Annotated in this window: 12 protein-coding genes and 1 pseudogene; 12 read left to right on the top strand and 1 reads right to left on the bottom strand. The window is 67.4% G+C overall.

Features of this window, described 5'->3' with window-relative positions; translation table 11 throughout:
* Positions 1-322: 322 nt before the first annotated feature.
* On the bottom strand, positions 323-1,642 hold the full coding sequence (locus VX037_RS19040; RefSeq protein WP_328715460.1) for a UDP-N-acetylmuramoyl-tripeptide--D-alanyl-D-alanine ligase: 1,320 nt from the start codon (positions 1,640-1,642) through the stop codon (positions 323-325).
* Positions 1,643-1,737: 95 nt separating this feature from the next.
* On the opposite strand from VX037_RS19040, the gene VX037_RS19045 reads away from it, so the two are divergent.
* The 12 genes and pseudogenes from VX037_RS19045 (at position 1,738) to nuoK (ending at position 14,302) form a co-directional block, all read left to right on the top strand.
* The gene (locus VX037_RS19045; RefSeq protein ID WP_328715462.1) at positions 1,738-2,817 is read left to right on the top strand and encodes a D-alanine--D-alanine ligase family protein; all 1,080 of its coding nucleotides are present in this window, start codon (positions 1,738-1,740) and stop codon (positions 2,815-2,817) included.
* Between the two features lie 438 nt (positions 2,818-3,255).
* On the top strand, positions 3,256-3,678 hold the full coding sequence (locus tag VX037_RS19050) for a hypothetical protein (protein ID WP_268900174.1): 423 nt from the start codon (positions 3,256-3,258) through the stop codon (positions 3,676-3,678).
* A 76-nt stretch (positions 3,679-3,754) separates the two neighbouring features.
* A complete protein-coding gene (locus tag VX037_RS19055; RefSeq protein WP_235723386.1) occupies positions 3,755-4,180 on the top strand; it encodes an NADH-quinone oxidoreductase subunit A in 426 nt (141 codons plus the stop codon).
* A 70-nt stretch (positions 4,181-4,250) separates the two neighbouring features.
* Entirely contained in the window at positions 4,251-4,805 is a 555-nt protein-coding gene (locus VX037_RS19060; RefSeq protein WP_235723385.1) for a NuoB/complex I 20 kDa subunit family protein, read from the top strand.
* Between the two features lie 32 nt (positions 4,806-4,837).
* Positions 4,838-5,530 (top strand): NADH-quinone oxidoreductase subunit C, encoded by a 693-nt coding sequence (locus VX037_RS19065; RefSeq protein WP_266063843.1) that lies wholly within the window; start codon positions 4,838-4,840, stop codon positions 5,528-5,530.
* Entirely contained in the window at positions 5,530-6,882 is a 1,353-nt protein-coding gene (gene nuoD / locus VX037_RS19070) for an NADH dehydrogenase (quinone) subunit D (protein ID WP_328715464.1), read from the top strand. Before VX037_RS19065 ends, nuoD begins: the two co-directional genes overlap by 1 nt.
* Positions 6,879-8,932 (top strand): annotated as a pseudogene (nuoF, locus tag VX037_RS19080) (NADH-quinone oxidoreductase subunit NuoF). The gene nuoD and the pseudogene nuoF overlap by 4 nt, the downstream one beginning before the upstream one ends.
* Entirely contained in the window at positions 8,929-11,331 is a 2,403-nt protein-coding gene (locus tag VX037_RS19085; RefSeq protein ID WP_328715468.1) for an NADH-quinone oxidoreductase subunit G, read from the top strand. The pseudogene nuoF and the gene VX037_RS19085 overlap by 4 nt, the downstream one beginning before the upstream one ends.
* A complete protein-coding gene (gene nuoH, locus VX037_RS19090) occupies positions 11,328-12,626 on the top strand; it encodes an NADH-quinone oxidoreductase subunit NuoH (protein WP_328715470.1) in 1,299 nt (432 codons plus the stop codon). Before VX037_RS19085 ends, nuoH begins: the two co-directional genes overlap by 4 nt.
* Entirely contained in the window at positions 12,619-13,155 is a 537-nt protein-coding gene (gene nuoI, locus VX037_RS19095; protein ID WP_328715473.1) for an NADH-quinone oxidoreductase subunit NuoI, read from the top strand. The genes nuoH and nuoI overlap by 8 nt, the downstream gene beginning before the upstream one ends.
* 20 nt (positions 13,156-13,175) lie before the next feature.
* Entirely contained in the window at positions 13,176-14,006 is an 831-nt protein-coding gene (locus tag VX037_RS19100; RefSeq protein WP_328715524.1) for an NADH-quinone oxidoreductase subunit J, read from the top strand.
* Positions 14,003-14,302: an NADH-quinone oxidoreductase subunit NuoK gene (nuoK, locus tag VX037_RS19105; protein WP_235723378.1), complete on the top strand. Its 300-nt coding sequence runs from the start codon at positions 14,003-14,005 to the stop codon at positions 14,300-14,302. The genes VX037_RS19100 and nuoK overlap by 4 nt, the downstream gene beginning before the upstream one ends.
* Positions 14,303-14,306: the final 4 nt, after the last annotated feature.

The raw sequence follows: 14,306 nt of genomic DNA on the forward strand, positions 1-14,306 counted from the left end.
CTACGACCCCGCCACCGCATGGAAGGACCAAACCCCCGCCGCGGCTTGACATCAAACCTTCAGGGATGTCTCGATCACCAGTTTGGCTCCCCGGAGCGAGGGAGCGCGACCTCCGCGAGCCGCCTCACGCTGGTGATCGAGGAGGGCACACACCTCCGCGAGCCGCCCCATGCTGGTGATCGAGTAGGGCACACACCTCCGCGAGCCGCCCCATGCTGGTGATCGAGTAGGGCACACACCTCCGCGAGCCGCCTCACGCTGGTGATTGAGTAGGCCGAGCCCCTGGGCGAGGCCGTATCGAAATCACCCGACCGCGGCTTCCTCAGCCCAGCAACGCCTGCGCGACCCGCTCGAGCGCCGCGGCACGGCTGGCCTTCACCAGCACCGCGTCCCCGGCCTCGAGGTCGGCGAGGGCGGCGACGGCACTGTCGATGTCGGGGACGTGGCGGGCGGACTCACCGTAATCGGGGGCGTCGACGGCGATCACCTCGACGCCGAGGTCACGTGCCTGCTCGGCGACCGACAAATGCGCTGCCGCCGAACCGGCACCGAGCTCCCCCATCGTGCCGAGCACGGCCACCCGGCGCCCGGCATCGAGCACCGCCAGCGACCGCAGGGCCGCGGCCATCGAGGTGGGGTTGGCGTTGTAGGCATCGTTGAGCACCAGCACCCCGGCGGCCGAGGTGACGAGGTCCATGCGAAGTCCGGACAGACTCGCACCGCGCAGGCCGTCGGCCATCCGACCCACCGGCACACCGAGCCAGCCGGCGGCGGCGACCGCGGCCAGCGCATTGGGCACCTGATGCTCGCCACGAGCACCGAGTGCGATGTCGGCATCACCCCACGGGGTGTGCAGCCGGAAGGACGCGCGCAGCTCGTCGTCAAGGACCACGTCCGAGGCGCGGACATCGGCTGTCGAACCGAGTCCGAAGGTCAGCACGCCCGCGTCGGTGCGCTCGGCCATGGCGGCCACCCGCTCGTCGTCGGCGTTGAGGACAGCGAGGCCATCGACCGGCAACGCCTCGACGAGCTCGCCTTTGGCGCGCGCGACCGCATCGATGTCGCCGAACAGTTCCAGGTGCACACCCTCGACGCGGGTGACAACCCCGACGGTGGGCCGCGCGATCGAACACAGCAGGTCGATGTGGCCGATGCCGCGGGCGCCCATCTCGACCACGACAGCCTCGGTGTCGGCCGGGGCGTTGGCCAGGGTCAGCGGCAGCCCGAGCTCGTTGTTGAACGATTTCTCGCTCGCGGTGGCACGGAACGTGGTGGCCAGCGCCCCGGCCAGCAGATCCTTGGTGGAGGTCTTGCCGACCGACCCGGTCACCCCGACGACCCGGTCGGGCAGGCGATCGCGGGCCGCAGCACCGAGATCGGCCAACGCCGCGGCGGTGTCGGTGACGGTGATCGCCGGCAATGAGACGTGCGGCAGGCTGCCCTCGGAGCTCAGGTACGCCGCGGCACCCGCCGACTGCGCCGACGACACGAACTCGTGCCCGTCGCGGGCGGCCACGACCGGCACGAACAGCTGCCCGGCCTGCACGCTCCGGGAGTCGATGCCGACCCCGGAGATCTCCACGTCATCGCCGACCAGCCGCCCATTGACCGCAGCCGCGATCTCGCTCGCCCTGAATTGCACACCGCAACGCTACAAGGCTCGCCGCCGACCGCCACATACCCGAGGAGGACAAACCCAGACGACTCGTACGACATCGTCGACGTATGGTGTGGGCCATGGCCTCACCCCTGCTGCGTCTGGTCGTCCTCTATGGCGGCGTGTCCGCCGAACACGACGTCTCGTGTGTGACCGCCGCCCACGTCTTGGCCGCCGCCGACCGCAGCAAGTACGACCTGGTGCCGATCGGCATCACCAAGTCGGGGACGTGGCTGCGCAACGACAAGGCGATAGCGGCGCTGGCCGAGGGCAGCGACCTACCCGAACGACTCGAACCGGCCGGTACCGAGGTGGAGCCCCTCGCTGCGATCCGCGGCGAGGGCACCGATCAGGCGATCACCGTGGTACTCCCGCTGCTGCACGGGCCGCACGGCGAGGACGGCACCATCCAGGGCATGTTGAAGCTGTTCAAGGTCCCTTACGTGGGTGCGGGCGTGCTCTCGTCGGCGCTGTGCATGGACAAGGCGATGGCCAAGATCGTCGCCGAGCAGGCCGGAATCCCACAGTGCCGCTGGGTCGAGTTCCGCGACGGTATCGACGACCCGAACGAGATCGTCACCCGCGCGGTGGCCGAGCTCGGGCTGCCGGTGTTCGTCAAACCCGCCAACCTCGGCTCGTCGGTGGGCATCACCAAGGCCCACGACGCCGCCGAACTCGACAAGGCCGTCGACCTCGCGCTGCGCTACGACGATGTGGTGATCATCGAGGAGGCGGTCACCGCCCGCGAGGTGGAGGTGGCGGTTCTCGGCAATGCCGCCCCGGAGGCGTCGGTGCCCGGAGAGATCGTGCCGGGCAGTGAGTTCTACGACTACGAGGACAAGTACGTCACAGGTGCCGCGCAGCTGGTGATCCCTGCCGACCTGCCCGACGATGTCACCCGCGAGGTCCGAGAACTGGCGGCCAAGGCGTTTACCGCGTTGCGCTGCGCGGGGATGGCACGTGTCGATTTCTTCTATGAGGCCGAGGGCCGCGGCTGGCTCCTCAACGAGGTCAACACCATCCCGGGCTTCACGCCGGCCTCGATGTATCCGAAGCTGTGGGAGGCCACCGGGATCAGCTACCCCGACCTCATCGATCAGCTCGTCGCGCTCGCGCTGGACAATCATCGGCGCCGGGTCGGGTTCTCCACCGAGCACTGACGAGGGTCTCGATACGCGGCGGGCTCGCGAGCTCGCACGCCGCTACTCGACCAGCGGGCGAGACCCACCCCGCAAGCTCGCACACACCCCTCAACCGGCGGGCGCGCCACCACACGCCCACTCACACACCCCCCAACCGGCGGGCGAGCCACCACACGCCCACTCACACACCCCCCAACCGGCGGGCGAGCCACCACACGCCCACTCACACACCCCCCACCGGCGGGCGAGCCACCACACGCCCACTCACACACCCCCCACCGGCGGGTGGCCACCACACGCTGATCGAGTAGCCACCGAGCCGCCAGGCGAGGTCGCGTATCGAGATCACCCCCGAATCAATGGTCGGGGTGCCTACGGGGTTTCGGACGCCTCCGAGGCTGCCTGAGCGGTAATGTGCTCGACGTGACAGACCCCGGCCGCGACGAGAAGCACTCGCTGCGCCGTCCGGATGGCGATCCCGCGGTGGTGCTGCGAGTTCTGGTGTATTCGGACCATTCCGACACCCGCGCGGCGGTCCTCGGTGCGCTCGGCGGCAACCCCGATCCCGCGCTCCCCGAGCTCAGCTTCGTGGAGGTGGCCACCGCCCCGATGGTGTTCGCGCAGCTCGATGCCGGCGCGATCGACGTCGCCATCCTCGACGGTGAGGCCGCGCCCGCCGGCGGCATGGGCATCGCCAAACAGATGCGTGACGAGATCGACCCGTGTCCGCCGATCCTGCTGTTGCTCGGTCGCGCCGATGACCGCTGGCTGGCCGACTGGTCGCGGGCCGACGCCACCGCGACCCTCCCGGTGGACCCGATCGCGTTGTCCACCACCCTCGTCGACCTGCTCCGAAACGCCGAACTCCAGAAACCCTGACAAGGGCGGCTCCCCCGCTAGTAGGCTTTGTGTCACAGCTCACATGTGACTCCGACTGTGGGGAGGCCGTCACGATATGAACGCCTACGTCCCGATCATGGTCCTCGGGGCAATTGCTGTGGCGTTCGCGGTCTTTTCAGTTGGCGTTGCGATGTTGATCGGACCGAAACGGTACAACCGCGCCAAACTCGAGCCCTACGAGTGCGGCATCGAACCGCACACCGAATCACACGCTCTGACGCCCGCCGGCGACGACTCGACCGGCGGCGTGCTCACCGCATCACGGATCACCGAGCGGGCCGTCCAACGTATCCCGGTGAAGTACTACCTCACCGCGATGCTGTTCATCATCTTCGACATCGAGATCGTCTTCCTCTACCCGTGGGCGGTCGCCTTCGACCTCCTCGGCTGGTTCGGTCTCGCGGCCATGGCGCTGTTCATCGTCAACGTTTCGGTGGCCTACGCCTACGAATGGCGACGCGGAGGGCTCGCCTGGGAATGACCACGATCTCGGTGCGCGCCCGACGCCGGGCGGTACCGGGAACGTCGCTACACGTGAGGAGGTGTCGCCGATGGGACTCGAGGAGAAACTGCCGAGCGGGTTCCTGTTGAGCACCGTCGAGGATCTGGCCGGGTTCATGCGCAAGGGTTCCCTGTGGCCGGCCACCTTCGGCCTGGCCTGTTGCGCCATCGAGATGATGGCCACCACATCGGGTCGCTACGATCTCGCCCGTTTCGGGATGGAGGCGTTCCGGGCCTCGCCCCGACAAGCCGACCTGATGATCGTCGCCGGTCGGGTCAGCCAGAAGATGGCACCGGTGTTGCGGCAGATCTACGACCAGATGACCGAGCCCAAATGGGTACTAGCGATGGGTGTTTGCGCTTCGTCGGGCGGCATGTTCAACAACTACGCGATCGTGCAGGGTGTCGACCACGTAGTGCCCGTGGACATCTACCTTCCCGGCTGCCCCCCGCGGCCGGAGATGCTGCTGCACGCCATCCTGAAGCTGCATGAACAGATCCAGCAGATGCCGCTCGGCGTCAACCGCGAACAAGCCATCTGGGCTGCCGAACAGGCAGCGCTGCAGGCGAAACCGACGATCGAGATGAAGGGCCTGCTGCGATGACCGAACCCCGGGCACCCAAGGCGGCGGGCGACATGAGCCGCGCGGAGCAGACCGGCCCGGAACAGATCGGCATCCGCAAGGGCTTGTTCGGGGTGCACGGCAGCGGCGACACCTCCGGCTATGGCGGACTCGTCCAAGCCGTCACCCTGCCCGGCAGTTCCACCCGCCCGTACGGCGGGTATTTCGACGAGATTGCCGACGAACTGGCAGCAGGTCTGGCCGAGATGTCCGCGCGTGCGCCCGGCTACGACGAGGCCGTCGAGAAGGTGGTGATCTTCCGCGATGAGATGACCGTCCACGTGCGCAGACAACACCTGCGACCGGTGGCGCTGACGCTGCGTAACCGCGACGCGCTGCGGTTCGAACTGTGCCTGGGCGTCAACGGTGTCCACTACCCCGATGATCACGACCGGGAACTGCACGCGGTGTATCCGCTGGCGTCGATCACCCACAATCGTCGAGTGCGCCTCGAGGTCGCCGCCCCCGACTCGGATCCGCACATTCCCACGCTCACCGACATCTACCCGACCAACGACTGGCACGAGCGCGAGACCTACGACTTCTTCGGCATCGTCTTCGACGGCCACCGCTCGCTGACCCGTATCGAGATGCCCGACGACTGGCAGGGCCATCCCCAGCGCAAGGATTACCCGCTCGGTGGAGTTCCGGTGGAGTACAAGGGGACCCGTATCGCACCCCCTGATCAGCGGAGGTCCTACAACTGATGACCACCACCGATGACAACACGCCCAACTCCCATCCCGACGACGTGCGTGCCACCCAGACCTACACGGTCTCCGGTCAGGACTGGGACGAGATCGTCACCGCCGTCCGCGAACGGGCCGAAGCCCAGCCCGGCGACGAACGCATCGTGGTCAACATGGGTCCACAGCATCCCTCCACCCACGGAGTGCTGCGGCTGATCCTGGAGATCGAGGGCGAAACCGTCACCGAGGCCCGGTGCGGAATCGGCTACCTACACACCGGCATCGAGAAAAATCTCGAGTACCGAACCTGGATGCAGGGGGTCACCTTCGTGACCCGGATGGACTACCTGTCGCCGTTCTTCAACGAGACCGCCTACTGCCTGGGTGTGGAACGCCTGCTGGGCATCACCGACGACGTCCCAGAACGTGCCAGCGTCATCCGGGTATTGCTGATGGAACTCAACCGGATCTCCTCGCACCTCGTCGCACTCGCCACCGGCGGAATGGAACTCGGCGCGGTCACCGCGATGTTCCTCGGTTTCCGGGAACGCGAGATGATCCTCGACATCTTCGAATACATCACCGGCCTGCGGATGAACCACGCCTACATCCGGCCGGGCGGCGTCTCCCAGGATCTGCCCGAAGACGCGGCGGACAAGGTAGGCGAGTTGCTCGATATCCTGCCGGCTCGACTCGGTGAACTCGAGGACCTACTCAACGAGAATTACATCTGGAAGGCCCGCACCCAGGGCGTCGGCTATCTCGACCTCACCGGGTGTATGGCGCTCGGGATCACCGGCCCGGTCCTGCGGTCCACCGGCCTGCCACACGACCTGCGCAAGTCCCAACCCTATTGCGGCTACGAGAACTACGAGTTCGACGTGATCACCGACACCACGTGCGACTCGTATGGCCGGTACCTGATCCGGGTCAAGGAGATGCAGGAATCCGTGCGGATCGCACGGCAATGCCTCGACCGTCTGCGACCCGGCCCGGTGATGGTCGCCGACCGCAAGATCGCCTGGCCGGCCGACCTGGCATTGGGGCCCGACGGGCTCGGTAACTCGCCCGAGCACATCGCGAAGATCATGGGCACATCCATGGAAGCGTTGATCCACCACTTCAAGCTGGTGACCGAAGGCATGCGGGTGCCGGCCGGACAGTGCTACGTGCCCGTCGAATCGCCCCGGGGCGAACTGGGCGTGCACATGGTCTCCGATGGGGGCACACGCCCTTACCGGGTGCACTACCGCGATCCGTCGTTCACGAATCTGCAAGCGGTGGCGGCGATGTGCGAGGGCGGCATGGTGGCCGACGTGATCACCGCGGTCGCCAGTATCGATCCGGTGATGGGAGGGGTCGACCGATGAGTGACCCGGTGTTCGTGGATCTGACCGCGCCGACCGAGCAGGGAGAGCATCCCGGCCAGGGTGCGGTGGTCCTGCCGCCGCAACCGCATCCGACTATCCGCTTCGACGGCCCCGACCACTACGCCGACGAGGTGCGCACCCGGCTGGCGGCCGACGCCGCCGGCATCATCGAACGGTATCCACAGCCACGTTCGGCGTTGTTGCCCCTGCTGCATCTGGTGCAATCCCAGGACGCGCAGATCACTCGGGCCGGCGTGGAATTCTGTGCCGCACAACTGGGACTCACCGCCGCCGAGGTCGCCGCGGTTGCCACCTTCTACTCGATGTACCGCCGGTCGGCCACCGGCGAGTACCTCGTCGGGGTGTGCACCAACACGCTCTGCGCGGTGATGGGCGGCGACGAGATCCTGGCCGCGCTGCGCGACCACCTGGGTATCTCGCCCGGGGACACCACTGCCGACGGACGCATCACCCTCGAACACGTCGAATGCAACGCGGCCTGTGACTTCGCGCCGGTGGTGATGGTCAACTGGGAGTTCTTCGACAACCAGACCCCTGCGGGCAGTGTGGAACTCGTCGAGGATCTGCGGGCAGGTGTCGCGGTCACCCCCACGCGATCCACCGGTACTGTGTGCAGTTTCCGACGGACCGCTCGGCTGCTCGCCGGGTTACCCGAAGACGGGGGTGACGCATGACCGCGCTGTCGACCGGCACCGACCCTGCCGAAACTCCTGTCCTGAGCCGCTATTGGGACGAACCCGAATCCTGGACACTCCGAAGCTACGAGTCCCACAACGGGTACGCGGCGTTGCGTAGCGCGCTGCAACAGCAGCCGGACGACCTCATCGACACCATCAAGGCATCCGGGCTGCGGGGACGCGGTGGTGCCGGATTCCCGGTAGGCATGAAGTGGTCGTTCATCCCGCAGACCGACCCGACCGATCCCGACTCCCCCGATCCGCGCCCTCACTATCTCGTGGTCAACGCCGACGAATCCGAACCGGGCACCTGCAAGGACATCCCGCTGATGCTGGCGTCACCGCACTCGCTCATCGAGGGTGCGATCATCGCCGCCTACGCGATCCGCGCCGCGCACGCCTTCATCTACCTTCGCGGCGAAGTGGCCTCGGTGCTGCGCCGACTCCGCTCGGCGGTCGAGGAGGTTTACACCGCAGGCTATCTCGGCTTCGACATCCTCGGATCAGGCTTCGACCTGGAATTGGTGGTGCATGCCGGCGCCGGCGCCTACATCTGCGGTGAGGAGACCGCACTGCTGGACTCGCTGGAAGGCAGGCGCGGCCAACCACGGTTGCGGCCACCGTTTCCCGCGGTCGCAGGTCTCTATGCCAGTCCGACGGTGGTCAACAACGTCGAATCGATAGCCAGTGTGCCGCCGATCATCCGCAACGGTGTCGACTGGTTCCGCTCGATGGGCACCGAGAAGTCGCCTGGATTCACGCTGTACTCGCTGTCGGGGCATGTGGCCCGCCCCGGCCAGTACGAGGCGCCGCTGGGGATCACATTGCGTGAGCTGCTCGAGCGCGCCGGTGGGGTGCGCGCCGGTCACGAGCTGAAATTCTGGACACCCGGGGGATCGTCGACGCCGATCCTCACCGCCGAGCATCTCGATGTCCCCCTCGACTACGAGGGGGTGGGCGCGGCCGGTTCGATGCTGGGCACCAAAGCGCTGCAGATCTTCGACGAGACGACGTGTGTGGTCCGCGCCGTACTGCGTTGGACCGAGTTCTATGCCCACGAGTCGTGCGGCAAATGCACCCCGTGCCGGGAGGGCACCTATTGGCTCGTGCAGTTGCTGGCACGAATCGAGGCCGGCGCGGGTACTGCCGCCGATCTCGACACCATCACCGATGTCACCAACAGCATCGTGGGAAAGTCGTTCTGTGCGCTCGGCGATGGCGCGGGCAGTCCCATCGTGTCGTCGTTGGAGCATTTCCGCGACGAGTACCTCGCCCACTTCGAGGGCGGCTGCCCGTTCGATCCGCACCGATCAACGCTCTACGCCGACTCCGAGTCGGGAGGTGACCGATGACCGCCGTCGACGAACCCACCACCGAACAACGACCCGATCTGGTGACGGTCACCATCGACGGCGCCGAGATCGTGGTACCGAAAGGAACTCTGGTGATCCGGGCCGCCGAGCTGATCGGCACCCAGATCCCGCGATTCTGCGATCACCCGCTGCTCGACCCGGTCGGCGCCTGCCGGCAGTGTCTCGTGGAGGTGGAGGGTCAGCGCAAACCGCTGGCCTCGTGCACCACGGTGGTCACCGACGGCATGGTGGTGCACACCCAGCGCAGCTCCGAGGTCGCGGAGAAGGCTCAGCGCGGCGTCATGGAGCTGCTGCTCATCAACCATCCGCTCGACTGTCCGGTGTGCGACAAGGGCGGTGAATGTCCGCTACAGAACCAGGCGATGTCCTCGGGACGGGGCGACTCCCGGTTCACCGGCACCAAGCGGACCTTCACCAAACCGGTCCCGCTGTCCTCGCAGGTCCTGCTCGACCGGGAACGATGCGTCCTGTGTGCACGTTGCACACGGTTCTCCGACCAGGTCGCCGGCGACCCGCTGATCGACCTCGCCGATCGCGGTGCGTTGCAGCAGGTGTCGATCTACCAGGACGAACCGTTCGAGTCGTACTTCTCGGGCAACACGGTGCAGATCTGTCCGGTCGGTGCCCTCACCGGTGCCGCATACCGATTCCGTGCGCGGCCCTTCGACCTGGTGTCGACACCCGGGGTCTGCGAACACTGCGCCAGCGGCTGCGCCCAACGTACCGATAACCGACGCGGCACGGTGTTGCGTCGCCTGGCCGGCGACGATCCCGAGGTCAATCAGGAATGGAACTGCGACAAGGGGCGCTGGGCGTTCGCCTACGCGAACGCCGACGACCGGATCACCGCGCCGATGATCCGCGGCGCCGACGGTGAGCTCCGAGGCGTGTCGTGGGCCCACGCGCTACGCCACGCCGCCCAGATGCTGTCGGCGGCACGCGGCCGCACCGGAGTGCTGGCCGGAGGCCGGCTCACCGCCGAGGACGCCTACGCCTACGCCCGATTCGCCCGGGTCGCCCTGGACACCAACGACATCGATTTCCGTGCGCGAGTGCACAGCGGCGAGGAGGCCGACTTCCTCGCCGCACAGGTCGCGGCCCGACCCGACGACATCACCTACCGCGACCTCGATACGGCACCGGCCGTGCTGCTGGTGGCCTTCGAGCCGGAGGAGGAGTCACCCATGGTCTTCCTCCGCCTCCGGCGCGCCGTGCGCACCCGCAACCAACGGGTCACCGCGATCGCCGCCCTGCCCAGTCCCGGCGTCCGCAAGCTCGCGGGCCACCTGTTACCCACCGTGCCGGGAGATGAAGCTGCGGTACTGGATTCCGCTGCCGCCATCGACGCGGTCGCCGCGCCGGGATCGGTCATCGTCGTCGGCGAGCGGTTGGCCGGGACACCCGGAGGGCTGAGCGCCGCGGTGCGCCTGGCCGAACGGACCGGGGCACGGCTGGCATGGATCCCGCGTCGAGCCGGTGAACGCGGCGCACTGGAGGTGGGTGCCGCACCCAACCTGCTCCCGGGTGGCCGGCCCGTCGCCGATCTGTCCGCGCGCACCGAGATCGCGATGGCCTGGCAGGTCGCCGATCTGCCGAGCACGCCCGGCCGCGACACCGCTGCCATCGTCGCGGCGGTGGCCCGGCGGGAACTGTCGGCACTGCTGGTGGGCGGGGTGGAGCTCGCCGACCTCCCCGACCCGGCCGCAGCCATCGCCGCCGTGGCCGAGGCCGATGTCGTGGTGAGCCTGGAGATCCGACGCAGCGCCGTCACCGACCGCGCCGATGTGGTGCTGCCGGTTGCGGCGGCACCGGAGAAGTCGGGAATGTACCTCGACTGGGAGGGCCGCGCCCGCCCGTTCGGCACGGCCCTGCCGGAGGTCGGAACGTTGCCCGACCATCGGGTCCTCGACGCTCTCGCCCGTCAGATGGGCGTCGACATCCGGTGCGCTGACACCGCGACGATCCGTGCCGACCTCGAACGACTCGGGCCCTGGCGCGGACTGCGACCACCGTCGCCCGACGTCGCCGTGCCGCCGCATCGGCCGACGGCCGAGACCGGTCGGGCCGTGCTCGCCACGTGGCGCATGCTCCTCGATGACGGGCGCCTCCAGGACGGTGAGCCGCATCTCGCCGGGACGGCCCGCACCCCCGTCGTCCGCATGTCGGCGGCCACCGCAGCGGGAATCGGTGCCGCCGACGACTCGCCCGTCGAGGTCGGTACCACCCGCGGCGCGATCGTGTTGCCGTTGCAGATCACCGAGATGGTCGACGGTGTGGTCTGGGTGCCGATGAACTCACCGGGCGCGTCGGTGACCGCGGACCTGCGAGCGCAGGCCGGTGACGTCGTCACCATCGCGACGGTCGAGGAGGTGTCATGACCTTCCCCACGCTCGCCGACTTCGGTCAGGACCCGTGGTGGCTCATCGGGCTCAAGGCGCTGGCGGTGTTCGCGTTCCTCGTGGCGAATCCACTCGCCGCGATCCTCATCGAGCGAAAGATCATGGCGCGCATGCAGACCCGGATCGGACCCAACCGGGTGGGGCCTCGTGGACTGTTGCAGAGTCTGGCCGATGGTGTGAAGCTCGCCCTCAAGGAGGGCATCATCCCCAGCGGCGTGGACAAGCCGATCTACCTCGCCGCTCCGATCATCGCGGTGGTCCCTGCCGTGATGGCGTTCGCGGTGATCCCCTTCGGCCCCATGGTCTCGGTGTTCGGGCATCAGACCCCGCTGCAACTCACCGACCTTCCGGTCGGTGTCCTCTATGTGCTCGCGATCACCTCGGTCGGGGTGTACGGCATCGTGTTGGCCGGATGGTCCTCGGGGTCGACCTATCCGCTGCTCGGCGGGCTGCGCTCCACCGCTCAGGTGATCTCTTACGAGATCGCCATGGGCCTCACGTTCGCGGCGGTGTTCCTCGACGCCGCCACCATGTCGACCTCAGGCATCGTGGCAGCACAGGAACACCACTGGTATGTGCTGCTGTTGCTGCCGTCCTTCGTCATCTACGCGGTGTCGATGGTCGGTGAAACCAACCGCGCACCTTTCGATCTCCCGGAGGCCGAGGGCGAACTCGTCGGTGGTTTCCACACCGAGTACAGCTCGCTGAAGTTCGCGATGTTCATGCTCGCCGAGTACATCAACATGGTCACCGTCTCGGCGCTGGCCACCACACTGTTCCTCGGCGGCTGGCAGGCCCCGTGGCCGCTGAGCGCGTTCGACTGGGCGAACTCCGGTTGGTGGCCGATCCTGTGGTTCACCCTCAAGGTCTGGGTGTTCCTGTTCGTGTTCATCTGGTTGCGCACCAGCCTCCCGCGGCTGCGCTACGACCAGTTCATGAATCTGGGCTGGAAAGTCCTCATCCCGATCTCGCTGACCTGGGTGATGGTGGTGGCCGTGGTCCGGGCGGCGATCGGCACCTCCGACGACGACGACCTCGCGCGGTCGCTGGTCTCCGCGGCTGCGGGGCTCGTGGTGACCGCGCTGCTGTTGTACGCGGTGTGGCGGTTGATGCGACTGCCGAAGGAAGTTGAAGAGGACGAGAACGCCGCACAACCGCCCGCATTCGATCCGATGGCCGGCGGGTTCCCGGTGCCCCCGTTGCCCGGTCAGGTCCTCTCGGCGCGTCCGATGTCCCCGCCGCCCGATCCCCGCAAGGAGACGACCGATGCCTGATTTCATGAAGCCGATGAGCGGACTGGGCGTGACGTTCTCGTCGATGTTCTCGCCCACCATCACCGAGCAGTACCCCGAGCAGAAAACACCCACCGCACCTCGCTATCACGGCCGCCACCAACTCAATCGGCATCCCGACGGACTGGAGAAGTGCATCGGGTGCGAACTGTGCGCCTGGGCGTGTCCGGCCGATGCGATCTACGTCGAGGGTGCCGACAACACCGACGAAGAGCGGTATTCGCCGGGCGAACGCTACGGCCGGGTGTACCAGATCAACTACCTGCGGTGCATCGGTTGCGGTCTGTGCATCGAGGCCTGCCCCACCCGGGCGTTGACAATGACCAACGACTACGAACTCGCCGACGACAACCGCGCCGACCTCATCTACGAGAAGGACCGGTTGCTGGCACCGCTGGCGCCCGGGGTCGAGGCGCCACCACACGAGATGGCCCCGGACTCCACCGAGGAGAACTACTACCGCGGTGAGGTGTCGAAGGAGGGGCGCCTGGTGGGGAGGGCGGACTCGTGACCACCACGCTCCTCGCGGAGCTGACCCGCACGTCGACATCGGTCCCGCTCGCTTCGCTCCCGGCGACCAGCACGGGTGAGGCCGTGCAGTTCTGGGTGCTGGGGGCGGTCGCACTGATCGGTGCTCTCGGCGTCGTGTTCGCCACCAAGGCCATGTATTCGGCGATCTTCCTGGCGACGACGATGATCATCCTGGCGATCTTCTATGTCGCGCAGGGTGCGCTGTTCCTGGGTGTGGTGCAGGTGGTGGTCTACACCGGCGCGGTGATGATGCTGTTCCTGTTCGTGCTGATGCTGATCGGTGTCGACTCGTCGGACTCCCTGGTGGAGACGCTGCGCGGGCAACGCGTTGCCGCGGTCCTCATCGGACTCGGATTCGGCGTGCTGCTCATCGCCGGGATCGCCAACGCGTCGCTCGCCGTGTTCGTCGGCGCGCCGGTGGCCGGCGCTCCCGGTGCGCCCGCCACCGCGGGCGACGGCAACGTCGAAGCGATCGCCGAACTCATCTTCGTGCAGTATCTTTGGGCGTTCGAACTCACCGGCGCCCTGCTCATCGCGGCCACGCTGGGCGCCATGGTCCTCGCCCATCGGGAACGGTTCGGTCCGCGACGCACCCAGCGGGAGCTGTCAGTACAACGATTCCGGGACGGCATCGACATGACGCCGCTGCCCAGTCCCGGCGTGTACGCGCGGCACAATGCCGTCGACGTGCCCGCGCTGCTCCCGGACGGCACCCCGTCGGATCTGTCGGTGAACGCCACGCTGCGTCCCCGATCTGCGGTCGCGCCGAGTCACGAATCCCCCAGCATCCGTAGACAACTCGCCGAAGGACGCGGGAAGGACCACGGATGAATCCAGAGAACTACCTCTACCTCGCGGCGTTGCTGTTCGCTATCGGCGCAGCCGGGGTGCTGCTGCGGCGCAACGCGATCGTGGTCTTCATGTGTATCGAGCTGATGCTCAATGCAGCCAACCTCGCATTCGTGACGTTCGCCCGGATGCACGGCTCGTTCGACGGTCAGGTGATCGCGTTCTTCGTGATGGTGGTCGCCGCAGCCGAGGTGGTGGTGGGTTTGGCCATCATCATGACCATTTTCCGCGCCCGCAGGTCGGCCTCGGTCGACGACACCGACCTGCTGAAGCGATAGTGAG

Source organism: Gordonia sp. Z-3, from assembly GCF_036233855.1.
Classification (GTDB): domain Bacteria; phylum Actinomycetota; class Actinomycetes; order Mycobacteriales; family Mycobacteriaceae; genus Gordonia; species Gordonia tangerina.